The sequence below is a fragment of the Gryllotalpicola sp. genome (assembly GCF_027352875.1).
Lineage (GTDB): Bacteria > Actinomycetota > Actinomycetes > Actinomycetales > Microbacteriaceae > Gryllotalpicola.
On sequence record NZ_DAIEII010000041.1, the window covers coordinates 1 to 15,717 of the forward strand.

At 69.6% G+C, this 15,717-nt stretch carries 18 protein-coding genes; 15 read left to right on the forward strand and 3 right to left on the reverse strand.

Going from position 1 to position 15,717, the window contains the following annotated elements; all coding sequences use genetic code 11:
* Complete coding sequence (locus M7D61_RS04730) at window positions 1-423, reverse strand: hypothetical protein (protein WP_298228108.1); 423 nt, start codon at window positions 421-423, stop codon at window positions 1-3.
* A 314-nt stretch (window positions 424-737) separates the two neighbouring features.
* On the opposite strand from M7D61_RS04730, the gene M7D61_RS04735 reads away from it, so the two are divergent.
* From M7D61_RS04735 to M7D61_RS04770, 8 genes are all read left to right on the forward strand, one after another.
* A complete protein-coding gene (locus M7D61_RS04735; protein ID WP_298228110.1) occupies window positions 738-1,991 on the forward strand; it encodes a PQQ-binding-like beta-propeller repeat protein in 1,254 nt (417 codons plus the stop codon).
* Window positions 1,992-2,472: 481 nt separating this feature from the next.
* Window positions 2,473-2,796 carry an FHA domain-containing protein gene (locus M7D61_RS04740; protein ID WP_298228113.1) on the forward strand — a complete coding sequence of 108 codons (324 nt, stop codon included), beginning with the start codon at window positions 2,473-2,475 and terminating at the stop codon, window positions 2,794-2,796.
* Window positions 2,797-2,807: 11 nt separating this feature from the next.
* A complete protein-coding gene (gene leuC / locus M7D61_RS04745; protein WP_298228115.1) occupies window positions 2,808-4,331 on the forward strand; it encodes a 3-isopropylmalate dehydratase large subunit in 1,524 nt (507 codons plus the stop codon).
* Between the two features lie 2 nt (window positions 4,332-4,333).
* On the forward strand, window positions 4,334-4,939 hold the full coding sequence (leuD, locus tag M7D61_RS04750) for a 3-isopropylmalate dehydratase small subunit (RefSeq protein ID WP_298228116.1): 606 nt from the start codon (window positions 4,334-4,336) through the stop codon (window positions 4,937-4,939).
* Between the two features lie 24 nt (window positions 4,940-4,963).
* Window positions 4,964-6,331, forward strand: a complete 1,368-nt coding sequence (gene murA, locus M7D61_RS04755) for a UDP-N-acetylglucosamine 1-carboxyvinyltransferase (protein ID WP_298228117.1) — start codon at window positions 4,964-4,966, stop codon at window positions 6,329-6,331.
* A 2-nt stretch (window positions 6,332-6,333) separates the two neighbouring features.
* A complete protein-coding gene (locus M7D61_RS04760; RefSeq protein ID WP_298228119.1) occupies window positions 6,334-7,083 on the forward strand; it encodes a lysophospholipid acyltransferase family protein in 750 nt (249 codons plus the stop codon).
* Between the two features lie 7 nt (window positions 7,084-7,090).
* Complete coding sequence (locus M7D61_RS04765; RefSeq protein ID WP_298228120.1) at window positions 7,091-8,200, forward strand: NAD(P)H-dependent glycerol-3-phosphate dehydrogenase; 1,110 nt, start codon at window positions 7,091-7,093, stop codon at window positions 8,198-8,200.
* Complete coding sequence (locus M7D61_RS04770; RefSeq protein ID WP_298228122.1) at window positions 8,100-9,182, forward strand: D-alanine--D-alanine ligase family protein; 1,083 nt, start codon at window positions 8,100-8,102, stop codon at window positions 9,180-9,182. The genes M7D61_RS04765 and M7D61_RS04770 overlap by 101 nt, the downstream gene beginning before the upstream one ends.
* Window positions 9,183-9,246: 64 nt before the next feature.
* Here M7D61_RS04770 and M7D61_RS04775 read toward each other — a convergent pair whose 3' ends face one another.
* Window positions 9,247-9,750, reverse strand: a complete 504-nt coding sequence (locus M7D61_RS04775) for a DUF3515 family protein (protein WP_298228124.1) — start codon at window positions 9,748-9,750, stop codon at window positions 9,247-9,249.
* An 83-nt stretch (window positions 9,751-9,833) separates the two neighbouring features.
* A complete protein-coding gene (gene rsmD / locus M7D61_RS04780) occupies window positions 9,834-10,421 on the reverse strand; it encodes a 16S rRNA (guanine(966)-N(2))-methyltransferase RsmD (protein ID WP_298228126.1) in 588 nt (195 codons plus the stop codon).
* A 99-nt stretch (window positions 10,422-10,520) separates the two neighbouring features.
* Here rsmD and M7D61_RS04785 point away from each other — a divergent pair, with 99 nt between their 5' ends.
* From M7D61_RS04785 to M7D61_RS04815, 7 genes are all read left to right on the forward strand, one after another.
* Window positions 10,521-12,719, forward strand: a complete 2,199-nt coding sequence (locus tag M7D61_RS04785) for an ATP-dependent DNA helicase RecG (protein ID WP_298228128.1) — start codon at window positions 10,521-10,523, stop codon at window positions 12,717-12,719.
* Window positions 12,720-12,781: 62 nt separating this feature from the next.
* Complete coding sequence (gene coaD / locus M7D61_RS04790) at window positions 12,782-13,267, forward strand: pantetheine-phosphate adenylyltransferase (RefSeq protein WP_298228130.1); 486 nt, start codon at window positions 12,782-12,784, stop codon at window positions 13,265-13,267.
* Window positions 13,264-13,431 (forward strand): hypothetical protein, encoded by a 168-nt coding sequence (locus tag M7D61_RS04795; RefSeq protein WP_298228132.1) that lies wholly within the window; start codon window positions 13,264-13,266, stop codon window positions 13,429-13,431. The genes coaD and M7D61_RS04795 overlap by 4 nt, the downstream gene beginning before the upstream one ends.
* A 122-nt stretch (window positions 13,432-13,553) precedes the next feature.
* On the forward strand, window positions 13,554-14,093 hold the full coding sequence (locus M7D61_RS04800) for a YceD family protein (RefSeq protein ID WP_298228134.1): 540 nt from the start codon (window positions 13,554-13,556) through the stop codon (window positions 14,091-14,093).
* A gap of 2 nt (window positions 14,094-14,095) precedes the next feature.
* A complete protein-coding gene (rpmF, locus tag M7D61_RS04805; protein ID WP_298228136.1) occupies window positions 14,096-14,299 on the forward strand; it encodes a 50S ribosomal protein L32 in 204 nt (67 codons plus the stop codon).
* Window positions 14,300-14,381: 82 nt separating this feature from the next.
* Entirely contained in the window at window positions 14,382-15,068 is a 687-nt protein-coding gene (rnc, locus tag M7D61_RS04810; protein WP_298228140.1) for a ribonuclease III, read from the forward strand.
* Window positions 15,052-15,717 (forward strand): DNA-formamidopyrimidine glycosylase family protein (locus tag M7D61_RS04815; RefSeq protein ID WP_298228138.1); only part of this gene is annotated, 666 nt, incomplete at its 3' end. The genes rnc and M7D61_RS04815, both read left to right, overlap by 17 nt.

The following is a 15,717-nucleotide window of genomic DNA, read 5'->3' on the forward strand; positions in this document are numbered from 1 at the left end:
TCATGCCGCGCCGCCGAGGAGGTGCGCGACGGCGCGCGCGACGAGCCGGTCGCGCCGGGCGGCGGCCGCTGCGGTGATTCGCCCGGCCTCGTCCTGCGCAGCGGCGAGTTCGGCTACCGCGTTCCGATCCGCCTGCTCGACAACGCGTGCGGCCGCGTCGGCACGGGCGGCCGGCGCGTCCTGCTGCGCCGCTGCGACGAGGCCGGCGGCCTGTCGCCGCGCCGCCTCGATGCGCGCGGCGCCCGCGGTCCGGGCATCGGCGACGAGTTGCTCGTTCGTCGCGAAGGTGGCGATGAGGGCGGCGAACACCGGGGCGAGCTCCGCCGCGGGACCGGTCGCCTCGTTCGTCGGGATGCCGACCGGACCAGCGGGGCCGGGGGTGCCGACCGGGCGGAAGCGGTCGAGGAAGTCGAGTCGTGGCACGACGGCACCCCATTCCTCCCGGACAGGGTGGTGCGGGCACCCGGAACACTGCGATTGTACGGCTCGCGACCTCTCTATAGCGCCTGTGGATTCGCCCCGCGGCAGTGACCTCCGAGCCGTTCGCGGCGAACCCAGCTCAGGGGTCGATGATCGACGCCGACGATGACCGGGGGGGGGCTACGATCATGGGCAACGTAGCTTGCTCAGTCGACAACCCTGACGGGGAACGTGTCGTACGCAGTGCAACAACTGAGGACTGGCTATTAAAGGACGACCGGGAATGCCAAGCCAAGGCGTGTCTTACAGTCATCGGTGTGAGCTACCCGCGCGTCTTTGCAGCATTCGTTGCCGCCCCGCTACTTCCCGCCCTCTTCAGCCTCGCAGGCTGCACCGGCAGTTCTTCAGATGAGTCGGCCAGTTGCGGGGCTGGCGTTCAGGCCGGACTAAATGGAATCCCGCCGGTCGCAGAGCTCGCAATAACACTTGGCAACGGCTTTGACGGTGACGCTGGCTGCGGCTGGTTCCTTGCGGGGATATCAGATGACAGCGCAGCCAGCGATGCGCTGGGCGGGCTGACCTTGCTCGACTCGGAAGGACGCCTGGCTGAGTGGACGCTCGCCCCGGCGCCGACTCCGACATATCCGGCGACCGATGCCCCCAGGTACACCTATGTCACGGCCGGGGGTGGCGTGCTCGCTGCCATCTACGTCGATACAACTAAGAAGGTTCGGACCCTGACAAGGCTGGATCCCGCAAGCGGCCGGTCCCTTTGGAGCAAGTCGCTCTCAGAGCTGGCACCCACAGATGCCAGTGACTACGGTTTCGGCATCGTCGCGGTCACCGCGCAGTACATCGTGCTTGGCCCGTCTACCGGGGCGCCATTGCCGGCCGGAGGCTCATCGCCAGTCATGCTCGTCAGCTCCGCCAACGGCGCCCCGGTGGCGTCGATTCCCCGCGTCTGCGACAGCACCCAATTGCCATATCTAGGTAACCTCTCCGCCGATCTACCAGACCGGGGACTCAAGTTCGCGTCCGTGGACCCACTTCTTCTCGCCGACGGCGGCAACGAAGTGGCCTGCAACGGGGCGGACGGTTACGGCAACACCGACGATGAGGGCAACTTCACGGATGACGTCAGCACGGTCGTTGCCGACTTCTCATCCGGCGCGCTGAGGCTGGGCGCGCACCTAGACATCGGGAGACAGGAAACCGTCACCTTCGGGTCGGCGTACCACGTGGGCAACAGCTTGATCACTGGCGACAGTGACGACATCGTCGCCTTTGACCTCACGACAGGCAAGAAACTCTGGTCGGCGCCTAAGGCGTATGGCGACCTGCTCTACGCGGACGGAGACGGTGTGGCTATCTCCTATCCGGCGGGGAACGCCATTGTCGTGCTCGACCCGGCGACTGGCAAGCAGATAGGTCAAGCTACGTCGACGGGGCCCGGTTGGTTCGATCACCAAATTGCTGTTATCGGTCTTTGGGGAGATGCCATCGCCGTCACCGAGCGGCCCGCTGCCGGTCAGCAGGCGACGACCGCCATCTATCAGGTCAACCGGAGTTGACGGCCAACCGAGGACAGCTTTTGACGTTCCGGCAGGCGCTCATCCAGGGAATCCTCTACTTGACGCGCCCGTAATTTCGTGCCAGATCGGTCAAGTTCTGGGACGTGGTGTTATCGGTCACCGAGTAGTGACGACACGCCTTGTCGGGGTTGACCTGCCCTACTGTGTGGTTACCAGTCATCGTGTAGCGATCAGACCCGAGCGAGTTATCCCGAGGCGCACCGACGGGCGGCGGCCGGGGCGGCGGTTTTCGCTAGCGTGGCGCCCACGTGCAACGGAGGGGGAGCGGGCGATGGAGTGCTCACGGTGCGGCGCGAGCGGCGACGGGCGGTTCTGCACGGAGTGCGGGGCGACGCTGGGAACCCGGTCGTCGGACAGCGCCGACGCCGCGCAGCGGAACGATGCTTCGCACGCACCGAGCGACCGGGGAGAAGTCGATGAGACTCTCCTCGCAGCCCGCCGCGCCGGTTGGCGCCTCGAGTTGCCCGACGGCACGCGGATTCCGCTCGCATCCGGTATCACCCTCGTCGGCCGCAAACCCGTTGTTCAGCAGGGACGCCTCGGGGCCCGACTCATCCGCCTGCCCGATGCCACCCGCTCGGCGTCCAAGACCCATGCCGCCCTCACCGTCGATCCGGCAGGGGAGACCCTCACCGTCGCCGACCTCGGCTCGACGAACGGCACGCTGCTGAGCAATCCCGCAGCCGAGCCGGTCGAACTGGTGGCGAACCAGACCGCGCACGTCGAGTCCGGCGCGGTGCTGATGCTCGGCGACCTTCCAGTGACGGCGCATCGCGCGACGTAGACTCGGGGGTTATGCCCGCTGTTACTTCCGCTGCAACGAAGCCGCTGACGCTCGCTGAAAAGGTCTGGCGCGACCACCTCGTCGTCGCCGGCGAGAACGGCGAGCCGGACCTCGTCTACATCGACCTCCACCTCGTGCACGAGGTCACAAGCCCGCAGGCCTTCGACGGCCTGCGCCAGGCCGGTCGGCCGGTGCGGCGCCCCGACCTCACCATCGCGACCGAGGACCACAACACTCCGACGCTCGGCATCAATCTGCCCATCGCGGACCTCACGAGCCGCACCCAGATCGACACGCTGCGGAGGAACGCCGAGGAGTTCGGCATCCGCCTACACTCCCTCGGCGACATCGAGCAGGGCATCGTCCACGTCGTCGGCCCGCAGCTCGGCCTCACGATGCCCGGCATCACCGTCGTCTGTGGCGACTCCCACACCTCGACCCACGGCGCGTTCGGCGCGATGGCCTTCGGCATCGGCACGAGCGAGGTCGAGCACGTGCTCGCCACGCAGACGCTGCCGCTCGCCCCGTTCAAGACCATGGCGATCAACGTCGAAGGTGCGCTGCGGCCGGGCGTGACCGCGAAGGACATCATCCTCGCCATCATCGCCAAGATCGGCACCGGCGGCGGCCAGGGCTATGTGCTCGAATACCGCGGCAGCGCCATCCGCGCCCTCTCGATGGAGGGCCGCATGACGATCTGCAACATGTCGATCGAGGCCGGCGCCCGCGCCGGCATGGTCGCGCCCGACGAAACGACCTTCGCCTACCTCAAGGGCCGTCCGCACGCCCCGGCGGGCGCCGACTGGGATGCCGCGCTCGCCTATTGGACGACTCTCGTCACCGACGAGGATGCGGTCTTCGACGCCGTGGTCGACATCGACGCCGACACGCTGGAGCCCTTCGTGACCTGGGGCACCAACCCCGGCCAGGGCGTCTCCCTCAGCGACGCGGTGCCCGACCCGGCGAGCTACGCCGACCCCAACGACCGCGCCGCTGCCGAGCGCGCTCTCGAGTACATGGACCTCACGGCGGGCACCCGGCTCAAGGACATCAAGGTCGACGCGGTCTTCATGGGCTCCTGCACGAACAGCCGCATCGAGGATCTCCGCGCCTTCGCTTCCATCGTCAAGGGCAAGAAGAAGGCCGACGGGGTGCGCGTCATGGTCGTCCCCGGCAGCGCGCGGGTGCGCATCCAGGCCGAGGCCGAGGGCCTCGACAGGGTCTTCGAGGACTTCGGCGCCGAATGGCGCTTCGCCGGCTGCTCGATGTGCCTCGGCATGAACCCCGACCAGCTCGCTCCGGGCGAACGGTGCGCCTCGACGAGCAACCGCAACTTCGAGGGCAGGCAGGGCAAGGGCGGCCGCACGCACCTCGTCTCGCCGCTCGTCGCCGCGGCGACCGCGATCCGCGGGACGCTCTCGAGCCCGTGGGATCTGCGCGCTGGACCTGAAAGCGACGATCCGGTGGATGGTCGCCGCAACGTCGGCGCCGACGACGCGGTGCTTCGTCGGGTTCCGGGAAAGGACGCCGACTAGTCATGGAGAAGATCACTTCGATCACCGGCGTCGCCGTGCCGCTCCGACGCTCCAACGTCGACACCGACCAGATCATCCCCGCCGTGTTCCTCAAGCGGGTCACCAAGACGGGCTACGACGACGCGCTGTTCTCCGCCTGGCGCCAGGACCCGGACTTCATCCTCAACCAGGCCGCCTACCAGGGCGCCCGGGTCCTCGTCGCAGGCCCCGACTTCGGCATCGGCTCCTCGCGCGAGCACGCCGTGTGGGCGCTGCACGACTACGGCTTCCGCGTCATCCTCTCGCCGCGCTTCGGCGACATCTTCCGCGGCAACTCCGGCAAGCAGGGCCTGCTCACGGGCCAGATCAGCGAGGCGGATGCCGAGAGGCTCTGGGCATACCTGGAAGCGGCGCCCGGCCGCGAGCTCACCGTCGACCTCGAGGCGCGCGAGGTACGCGCCGAGGGCTTCACCGTCACTTTCGGCATCGACGATTACACTCGGTGGCGACTGCTCGAAGGCCTGGACGACATCGGCCTCACGCTGCGCAACGAGTCGCAGATCTCAGAATTCGAATCCCGTAGAGAGGCTTGGCGGCCCACGACGCTGCCGGCCAGGGCCCAGGTATGACAGACCGCTAGCGAAGGGTTCAGTGTGAACACTCTCCTCCAGGACGCTCAGGATTCCGGGGCGCGCGTGGGTCTCACCGCCAATGCGATCACCATCAATGGTGGGATTCCGCTGCGCGGGCGCATCCAGGTGAAGGGCGCGAAGAACCTCGTCACCAAGGCCATGGTCGCCGCACTCCTCGGCGACTCGCCGAGCGAGCTGCGATCGGTGCCGGACATCTCCGACGTGCAGGTCGTCCGCAGCCTCCTCGAGGTCCACGGCGTCAAAGTCGACAACATCGACGCCGAGACGCTCCGCCTCGACCCGGTCAACATCGAGAGCGCGCACTTCGCTGAGATCGACGCGCACGCCGGCAGCAGCCGCATCCCGATCCTGTTCTGCGGTCCGCTGCTGCACCGCCTCGGCGAAGCATTCATCCCCGACCTCGGCGGCTGCCGCATCGGCGACCGCCCCATCGACTACCACCTCGAGGTGCTGCGCAAGTTCGGCGCGATAGTCGACAAGCAAGCGGGCGGCATCGCCATGACCGCGCCGGCCGGCCTTAGGGGCGCCAAGATCGAACTGCCCTACCCGAGCGTCGGCGCGACCGAGCAGGTGCTGCTCACCGCGACGATGGCCGAGGGCATCACCGAGCTCAAGGGCGCGGCGATCGAGCCCGAGATCATGGACCTCGTCAACATCCTCCAGAAGATGGGCGCGATCATCACGGTCGACACCGACCGCGTCATCCGCATCGAGGGTGTCGAGAGCCTCCACGGCTACAGTCACACCGCGCTGTTCGACCGCAACGAGGCGGCGTCGTGGGCGGCGGCGGCGCTCGCCACCGGAGGCGACATCTTCGTCGGTGGCGCCCACCAGCCCGAGATGCTCACCTTCCTCAACGTGTACCGCAAGATCGGCGGCGCATTCGACATCGCCGACGACGGCATCCGCTTCTACCACCCCGGCGGCAAGCTCAAGCCGGTCGTCATCGAGACCGATGTGCACCCCGGATTCATGACCGACTGGCAGCAGCCGCTCGTCGTCGCGCTCGCCAAGGCCGACGGGGTCTCGATCGTTCACGAGACGGTGTACGAGAACCGCTTCGGATTCACCGAAGCCCTCAACGAGATGGGCGCCAACATCCAGATCCACAAGGAGTGCCTGGGCGGCCACCCGTGCCGGTTCGGGCAGCGCAACTTCTACCACTCGGCCGTCATCTCCGGCCCGACCGAGCTGCACGGCGCTGACATCGTGGTCCCCGACCTGCGCGGCGGCTTCAGCCACCTCATCGCGGCGCTCAGCGCTCAGGGCACCTCGCGGGTGAGCAACGTCGGCATCATCAGCCGCGGCTACGAGAACTTCATCGGCAAGCTGCAGCAGCTCGGCGCCGACTTCGTGCTCGAGGGTTAGGCGTGGCGCGTAAAGAGACCGGCCGGCCGTCGGTCTTCTGGTTCATGGCGGGGTCCTGCTTCGCGCTGCTCGGCCTCTCGGTGAAGTTCACGGTCCGGAATCCCGAACGGCTGCCGCTGACAGGCGCCTACGTCGTCGCTCCGAACCATTACAGCGAGATCGACCCCGTCATCGTGGGCATGATGCTGTGGCAGCGCGGCCGGCAGCCACGGTTCCTCGCGAAGGACAGCCTGTTCCGCGTGCCGGTGGTCGGCTGGTTCCTGCGCAAGTCCGGCCAGATCCCGGTGCACCGCGCGCCGCGCGAGGTGGCCAAGCACGAGTCGCCGCTCGCCGCCGCGCGCCAGCTCGTCGAGAAGCAGCAGATCATCGTCGTGTATCCCGAGGGCTCGCTGACGCGCGACCCCGGCATGTGGCCGATGCGCGGCAACCCGGGGGCGGCGCGGATCGCTCTCGAGCAAGGCATCCCGGTCATCCCGGTCGCGCACTGGGGCGCTCAGGAACTCATGGCCCGCTACGGCAAGTCGATCAAGCTCTTCCCGCGTCACCCGATCGCATTCGCCATCGGCGAGCCCGTCGACCTGTCGAAGTATGCCGGAAAGCACATCGACGCGCGCCTGCTCGCCGAGGCGACGGAAGACATCATGGCTGCGATCACCGCACAGCTCGAGACGCTGCGCGGCGAGAAGGCGCCGGCCGCCCGATGGGACCCGACCGCGCGGGGTCAGAAGGAACACGGCCGCTTTGAGTCGTAGGCCGCACGTGGCGCGCGTCGCCGTCATCGGCGCCGGAAGCTGGGGCACGACCTTCGCGAAGGTGCTCGCCGATGGCGGCGCCGACGTGACGCTGTGGGCTCGCCGGCCGGAGTTGGCGCGCGAGATCCGTGAGGCGAAGCGGAACTCCGACTACCTGCCCGGCATCAACCTGCCGAAGCGGCTCACCGCCACAGCGCGCCTCGCCCAGGCGCTCGACGAGGCGGAGCAGGTCTACCTCTCCGTCCCGAGCCAGAAGCTGCGCGAGATCCTCATCGAGGTCCTGCCGTACCTGCCCGAGGATGCCCCGGTGATCAGCCTTATGAAGGGCGTCGAGAAGGGCTCGGGGCTTCGGATGAGCCAGGTCGTCGAGCAGGTGCTCGAGATCGACCCGACGCGGATCGCCGTGTTGTCCGGTCCGAATCTCGCCCTGGAGATCGCGCGCGAGCAGCCCACCGCGTCGGTCGTCGCCTCGACCGGCGTCGAGACGGCGGCAGCGGTCGCGGTCACGGCATCCACCCAGTACTTCCGGACGTTCGTCGGCACCGACGTCATCGGCACGGAACTCGGCGGGGTGCTGAAGAACCTCATCGCCGTCGCGATCGGCATCGTCGACGGCGTGGGCTACGGCGAGAACACCAAGGCCTCGATCATGACGCGCGGGCTCGCCGAGATGACCGACTTCGCGGTCGCCTACGGAGCCGAGGCGCAGACGCTTTCCGGCCTCGCCGGTCTCGGCGACCTCATCGCGACCTGCCAGTCGCCGCTGTCGCGCAACAACACCGCAGGTCGTCTCCTCGGGCAGGGCCTCGCGCTCGGCGAGGTCGTCAAGCAGATGAACCAGACGGCGGAGGGGCTGGCCTCGGTCGAGCCGATCCTGGCCCTGGCGCGCGAGAAGGGCGTCGACATGCCCATCGTCGAGCAGGTGCGCCAAGTGCTCGCCGGTACCCTGGATCCCAAGGACATCGCCCCCCATCTCACCACCGACACCGATGTTCCGCAGGAGGAGAGAGCTGCCGATGACACGACGCAGGGTGGTTCTGCTCTTCGGCGGGCGCTCCAGCGAGCATTCCATCAGCTGCGCGACGGCGGGCGGGATCCTCGCAGCCCTCGACCCTGAGAAGTACGAGGTCGTGCCGGTCGGCATCACGCGCGCCGGCGCCTGCGTGCTGGCATCCGGCGATCCGGACGACTGGAGACTCGACCCCGAGGCGCTGCCCGAGGTGCTCGACAACGGCACCCGCGTGCTCTGGCCCGAGAGCGCCGCGACCCGCGAGATGAAGGTCGTCTCGGACGGGAAGGCGGCTTCGCTCGGCGATGTCGACGTCGTATTCCCGATTCTGCATGGACCGTTCGGGGAGGACGGCACGATCCAGGGCCTCCTCGAGCTCATCGACCTGCCGTATGTCGGCTCCGGCGTGCTCGCGAGCGCGCTCGGCATGGACAAGGACTTCGCCAAAGTGATGTTCCGCGCCGCCGGCATCCCCGTCGCGCCCTCGCACACGGTCACGGCCTCGGAATGGGCGGATGCGCCGCTCGCCGCCCAGGCCGCCGCCGAGTCGCTCGGCTACCCGCTCTTCGTCAAGCCCGCCCGCGCCGGGTCGAGCATGGGTGTGAGCAAGGTGCATGTCGCGGCAGAGCTGGCCGCGGCGCTCCGCCGGGCGTTCGCCGAGGATCAGAAGGTGCTCCTCGAGGCGGCGATCGTCGGCCGCGAAGTCGAACTCGGCGTGCTCGGTGCCCGGCCCGGCGAGAGCCCCAGGGCCTCCGTCGCAGGCGAGATCGTCATCACGGGTCGCGAGTTCTACGACTTCGAAGGGAAGTACCTCGACGCACCGGGCATCGATCTCGTATGCCCGGCCCCGCTCGCCGACGAGGAGCTCAGGGTGATGCAGGACCTCGCGGTCCGCGCCTTCACGGCGATCGGCGCAGCCGGCCTCGCCAGGGTCGACTTCTTCCTCACCCCGGACGGCTTCGTGCTCAACGAGATCAACACCATGCCAGGGTTCACGCCCATCTCGATGTTCCCGAAGTGCTGGCAGGCGAGCGGTCTCAGCTACGAGGCGCTTCTGGATGCGCTGATCGAGTTGGCTCTAGGGCTCTGAAAGCGGCGATCCGGAGATCGCCGCTCGTCCCGTGCCGCCGAGAGGCCGCAGCCCTCACGCTCGGCTAAGGGGCGTCCGTCGCCCCGAGGCACTTCGCGGTCTGCGACTGGGGCACGGCCCCGATGGCGCCGGAGAGCGCGTTGAGGACATCCGAATCGCTCACCCCCCCGGCAGCGTGGGCGATCGTCACCTCGGTCGCCGGGGTGCGTCCGAACGTGATGTAGCTGAGGTTCGCGGCGAGCGGATCGCTCTCGAGGACCCAGTCGTACTCCGTGCCGTTGACGACAACGGCGACGCACGGCTGGGTGGTCGGCCCGAGCGGGGTCACCCCGCACCGCAGCTGCACCGCGACGGGATTGCCCCACGCGGCCGTCGACTGCGCGTTGGTCTCGTCCTTCGAGAGCCCCGCGACCGAATCGGGCAGCCGGACGATGACGGCGGCGCAGCCGGGGTCGTTCGCCGCGGCCGCCGCGGTCATCGACACGGTCGCCGCGCAGCCGGAAAGAGTCGCAGCGAGCACTGCGGCCCCCGCGAGTGCGAAGACGCGAGCGATCGGGCGGACGGGCACCATCCGAGGCTACCCGCGCTGAGCCGGGCGTTCGGCGGGGGCATCGATGTACCACCTTCGCCGTGTCGATCTCGGTCCGGCGCTCAGGGGGTTGTCGCCACGTAGAGGGCCGTTTCGCCGTACTTCTTGACGGCTTCGAGACGGATTCCGGCAGGCCAGGCCGGCGCGGGGGAGCGCGACGATCGCTCGACGACGACGACCGCACCGTCGGCGAGGAGTGGTGCCAGCAGCGCGAGATCCGCGGCGACCACGGAATCCGCCACCCCGTACGGCGGATCGCTGAAGACGAGGTCGAAAGGTCCGGGTGCGCCCCTGAGGAAGGCGTCCACGGCGGCCGCGCGCACCTCGACGCTCGGCGACGGCAGGTGATCGGTTCGATCGCCGGATGCCCGGAGTGCGGTCAGCACCGCGTCGGCGTTCCGACGGCAGAGCGCGGCCGCCGTGGCGTCCCTCTCGACAAGGACCGCCGAGACCGCGCCGCGCGAAAGCGCCTCGAGGCCCAATGCCCCCGAGCCTGCGTAGAGGTCGAGCACCCGAGCACCGTCCAACGCATCGCGCGCCTCGAGCGCCGAGAACAGCGCCTCGCGCACCCGGTCGCTCGTCGGCCGCGTGCCGGAACGCGGCACCGCCAGGCTCACGCGGGCCGCCGCGCCCGCGATGATCCTCGTCACGGCCTCACCGTAGCGCGAGTCGCCAGAAGCGCCTGATCCGAAGCCCGCTTTCGGGCGCTTCTGGCGACTCGCGTCGGCGTGCCGCAATAGCCTGGGCGCATGGACGGCGCGATCACGCTGGATTCCGCGCTCAAGTACGCCGTCGGCGGGCGCACCGCCGGCATGCTCCACCGGGCATGGAGCCTCGAGACGGTCGGCGACCTGCTGAGCCACTATCCCCGCCGCTACAGCCGCCGCGGCGAGCTCACCGCCCTCGCCGACCTCCACGACGGCGATCTCGTCACGATCGTGGCCGAGGTGCGGCGCGCCGCCAGCAAGGAGATGCGCGCCCGCCACGGCTCGCTGCAGGAGGTCATCCTCGCGGACGACTCCGGCGCGCAACTGGAGGCGACGTTCTTCAACCAGCCGTGGCGCATGCACGAGCTCACCCCCGGCCGCCGCGGCACGTTCTCGGGCAAGGTCACGCGCTTCAACGGCGTCATGCAACTCACCCACCCCGACTACGAACTCTTCGACGACGAGACGCCCGCCGATCCGGATGCGGCGCGCCGATGGGCCGAGCAGCCCATCCCGGTGTACCCGGCGACCGCGTCGATCCCGAGCTGGAAGGTCCAGGCGGCCATCGCCCAGGCCCTCGACACCGTCGACCCGACAGGCATCGAGGACCCGCTGCCGGACGCCATCCGGGAGCGCCACCGCTTCCTGCCCTACCAGGCGGCACTGGAGCGCATCCATCGGCCGGAGAACGACGCCGACTGGCGTCGGGCCCGGGCCACCCTCACCTTCCACGAGGCGTTCCTGCTGCAGATCGCTCTGCTGCAGCGTCGCGCGGCGGCGAAGCGGGCGCCGGGCACCGCCCGGCAGAGCGCGCCCGGCGGCTACCTGGAGCGCCTCGATGCCGCCCTGCCATTCGAGCTCACCGCCGATCAGCGCGCCGTCGGCGCCGAGATCGCCGCCGACCTCGCCCGCACGACTCCCATGAACCGGCTCGTTCAGGGCGAGGTGGGCTCGGGCAAGACCCTCGTCGCGGTGCGGGCCATGGCCGCGGTCGCCGACAGCGGCGGGCAATCCGCCCTGCTCGCCCCCACCGAGGTGCTCGCCGCCCAGCACCTGCGCTCGATCACCGCGGCGCTTGGCCCCGACCTCGCCGCCGAACTCATGCCGACGCTGCTCACCGGCTCGATGCCGCAGGCCGAGCGCAAGAAGGCGCTGCTGCGCATCGTCAGCGGGCAGGCCCGCATCGTCGTCGGCACCCACGCGCTGCTCTCCGAACAGGTCGAGTTCTTCGACCTCGGCCTCGTCGTCGTCGACGAGCAGCACCGCTTCGGGGTCGAGCAGCGCGAGAGGCTGCGCACCAAGGGGCGCACCGCGCCGCACACCCTGGTGCTCACCGCGACACCGATCCCGCGCACGGTCGCCATGACGGTCTTCGGCGATCTGGACGTCTCGACGATCGCCGAGCTGCCGGCGGGGCGCGCCGGCATCGAGAGTTTCACCGTGCCGCTCGTCGACCGGCCGGGGTGGTGGCCGAGAGTGTGGCAGCGCGCTGCCGAGGAGATCGCCAAGGGCCGCCAAGTCTACGTCGTCGCAGCTGCGATCGACGCCAAGAGCCTCGAAGAAGGCGAGGACCTCGAACCGGTCGAGGACGAGTTCGGCGAGGCCGGCGACCCGGTGCCCCCTCCGCCGCTCGCGACCGTCGAGGCGACGCTTCAGGCCGTGCGCGAGGCGCCCGCCCTCGCCGGCGCGCGCGTGGCGGCGCTGCACGGCCGGTTGCCCTCGGCCGAGAAGGATGCCGTCATGCGCGCCTTCGCCGCGGGCGAGATCGACCTGCTCGTCGCCACCACCGTCATCGAGGTCGGCGTCGATGTGCCGAACGCCTCGACGATGATCGTGCTCGACGCCGACCGGTTCGGCGTCGCCCAGCTGCACCAGCTCCGCGGCCGCGTCGGCCGCGGAGGAGTGCCGGGCCTTGCGCTCTTCGTCACGCGCGCCGAACCGGGAAGCCCCGCGCGCGAGCGCGTCGACGCCGTCGCGGCCACGACGGACGGCTTCGCGCTCGCCCGGGTCGACCTCGAGCTGCGACGCGAAGGCGATGTGCTCGGCAGCGCGCAGGCTGGCGGCCGCACCTCGCTGAAGCTGCTGCGCGTAGCCCACGACGCCGACGTCATCGTCGAGGCCCGCGAGGCCGCGGAATCCATCGTCGCCGACGATCCGACGCTCACGGACCACCCCGCCCTCCGGCGCGCGCTCGAGCGCCGCCTCGACGACACCGAGCGCGAGTTCATCACCAAGAGCTGATCGTCTCTCATTGCGCTTGGTCGTGTCGCGCGGCGCGCCCGGCCGCATAGTCTGAAACCACTATGAAGCGGATCGCCGTCGTCCCCGGCTCGTTCGACCCGGTCACCCATGGCCACCTCGACGTCATCGAGCGAGCGGCGAAGCTCTTCGACGAGGTGCGCGTGCTCGTCATGCACAACCCGTCGAAGAAGGCGTTGTTCTCGGCGGCCGACCGCGCCACGCTCCTTCGCGAAGCGATCGATGCCGAGGGATTCCCCGGCGACTTCGTCATCGACGTCTTCACCGACGGCCTGCTCGCCGACTACTGCACGCGGGTCGGCGCACAGGTGCTGGTCAAGGGGGTGCGCAGTCAGGTCGACCTCTCGTACGAGACGCCGATGGCGTACTTCAACCGCAACCTCGCCGGCGTCGAGACGGTGTTCGTCGTCTCCGACCCCGCCCACGCGCTCATCTCCTCGACACTGGTGCGCGAGGTGTACTCGCTCGGCGGCGACATCAGCCCCTACGTGCCCGCCGTCGTCATCGCACACCTCAAGGGGCAGCTGTGAGCCGGGTCGATCCCGAGGCTCGGCAGGCCCCTGCGCCTCTCGTCTCGGGTATCGCCGGCAGCGGCGTGCTCACCGTGGCCGATGTCGCCGGCCACGCCGCCCGCATCGCGGTCGTCACCGTCGACCCGGCCATCGCTGTCAGCCGACGGCCGGGTCGACGGTGACGACGAACCACTGCGCAGCGGCCGGTCTGGTACAGCAGTTGGTCGGTTCTGGTTCTGGGCGAGCGACTGCGGACCGGGCTCGTCCCACTGTCGCGGTACGGGCGACCGTAGAATTGCGGTCTATGTCCGCGCCCGCCAACCCGTATTCGCTCGCCGTCTACGACCTCATCCACCAACCGGGCCATCACCGCGAGGTGAGGCTGGAATTCCCCGCTCCCGAGAAGCTCGGCGAAGGTCTCGTGAGCGTGCCCGCAGGCCAGGCGATGGAGATCGACGTCACGCTCGAGTCGATCCACGACGGCATCGTCGTCTCCGGCGAGGTCGACACCGTCGCCACCGGCGTGTGCGGGCGCTGTCTCATCGACATCGAGCAGCCCGTCCAAGTCGAATTCCAGGAGCTTTTCGCGTATCCTTCTGACGAAGCCTTTGACTTCGAGATTCATGACGACCATGTCGATCTTGAACCTCTAGTCAGAGACTCGGTGGTCTTGTCACTGCCGTTCCAGCCGGTGTGCCGCCCCGATTGCCCTGGTCTCGACCCTGAGACCGGTGAGCGTCTGGCCGATCACCCCGAGTTCATCACGCCCCGAGAGCCCACCGACCCGCGTTGGGCCGCGCTCGGGGAGTTGAAGCTTTCCGAAACAGAGACAGAAGAGAGTTAGCCATGGCCGTTCCCAAGCGCAAGCAGTCGCGTTCCAACACGCGCAGCCGCCGTTCGCAGTGGAAGGCGGAGGCCCCCAAGCTCGTCAAGACCGTCGAGAACGGCCGCGTCACCTACTCCCTGCCCCACCGTGCGAAGGTCGTCACCGACTCGCAGGGCACCGAGTTGTACCTCGAGTACAAGGGCCGCAAGGTCGCCGACGTCTGAGTCGTCCCGCCGCGACTCCTCGAGCCATCCGGCCGACGAGGGCGGCGCGGCACACGCATTCGCTTCTGAAGGGCGCCCCGATCTGGGCGCCCTTCAAGCGCGTCTGGGGGTCGAGATCGACCCTGCCCTGCTCACCCAGGCCGTCACGCACCGCTCCTGGGCGTACGAGCACGGTGGGGCCGCGCACAACGAGCGCCTCGAGTTCCTCGGCGACTCGGTGCTCGGCCTCGCCGTCACGACCAAGCTCTACGCCGAGTTCCCCGACTACGACGAAGGCGATCTCGCCAAGCGCCGTGCCGCGCTCGTGAGCGGTGCGGCACTCGCCGAGGTCGCGCGCGGCCTCGGCCTCGGCGCCTTCCTCCTGCTCGGCCGCGGCGAAGCGGCGAGCGGCGGGGCCGCGAAGGCGTCCATCCTCGCCGACGCCGTCGAGGCGATCATCGGCGCCGCCTACCTGTCGGCGGGGCGGGACGCCGCGACCGCTCTCGTCCTGCGACTCATCGCCCCCCTTGAGGCCGCCCCGGGGCGCTTCGGCGCCGCGCTCGACCCGAAGACATCCCTCCAGGAGCTCGCCGACCGCCTCGGCGCCGAACCGCCCCGGTACGAGGTCGAGGGCACCGGTCCCGACCACGCCCGCATCTTCGTCGCCACGGTGACCGTCGGCGGCATCGCCCCCGCGGTCACCGCGCGCGCCGAAGGCACGAGCAAGAAGCACGCCGAAATGGCCGCCGCCCTCGAGGCGTGGACACTGCTGGGTGCCCGAGCTTCCTGAGGTCGAGGTCGTCCGCCTCGGCCTCGCCCCCGCCGTCACCGGCGCGCTCGTCACCGGCGTCGACGTGCTCGACGACCGGGCGCTCACCCGCCACGACCGCGCGCTCGGGGAATTCGAGGACGCGCTCGTCGGCCGGCGAATCCTCGGCACGGCCAGACGAGGGAAGTTCCTCTGGATGCCGCTTTCCCTTTCCGATCGCCGAGCAGCGCCGCAGGCGCGTATCGGGGCGGGTTTCGACACGCCGGCTTCGCCGGCTGCTCGACCGGCGGCTCTGCTGGCGCACCTGGGCATGACCGGCCAGCTGCTGCTGCGCACCCCGGACGCGCCGCGCGCGGCGCACCTCAGGGTTCGGATCACCCTCGAGCATCCCGAGCACGGCGAGATCGCCGTCCACTTCGTCGATCAGCGCACCTTCGGCTCGCTCGCCGTCGACCGGCTGGTGTCGGCGGATTCCGGGGGAGAGGTCCCGACCCAGGTCGCGCACATCGCCCGCGACCCGCTCGACGCGCTGTTCGACGACGACGCCGTCGTCGCCGCGCTGCGCCGGAAGGACAGCGCTGTCAAACGCGTGCTGCTCGACCAGACCGTCGTCAGCGGGGTGGGCAACATCTACGCCGACGAGGCGCTCTGGGCCGCTCGCATCCACCCC

Excerpts from the sequence above, each read along its gene's own strand:
- leuC (WP_298228115.1), top strand. The coding sequence starts at position 2,808 with ATGCCCGCTGTTACTTCCGCTGCAACGAAGCCGCTGACGCTCGCTGAA.
- leuD (WP_298228116.1), top strand. The coding sequence starts at position 4,334 with ATGGAGAAGATCACTTCGATCACCGGCGTCGCCGTGCCGCTCCGACGC.
- M7D61_RS04770 (WP_298228122.1), top strand. The coding sequence starts at position 8,100 with ATGACACGACGCAGGGTGGTTCTGCTCTTCGGCGGGCGCTCCAGCGAG.
- M7D61_RS04785 (WP_298228128.1), top strand. The coding sequence starts at position 10,521 with ATGGACGGCGCGATCACGCTGGATTCCGCGCTCAAGTACGCCGTCGGC.
- coaD (WP_298228130.1), top strand. The coding sequence starts at position 12,782 with ATGAAGCGGATCGCCGTCGTCCCCGGCTCGTTCGACCCGGTCACCCAT.
- M7D61_RS04800 (WP_298228134.1), top strand. The coding sequence starts at position 13,554 with ATGTCCGCGCCCGCCAACCCGTATTCGCTCGCCGTCTACGACCTCATC.
- rpmF (WP_298228136.1), top strand. The coding sequence starts at position 14,096 with ATGGCCGTTCCCAAGCGCAAGCAGTCGCGTTCCAACACGCGCAGCCGC.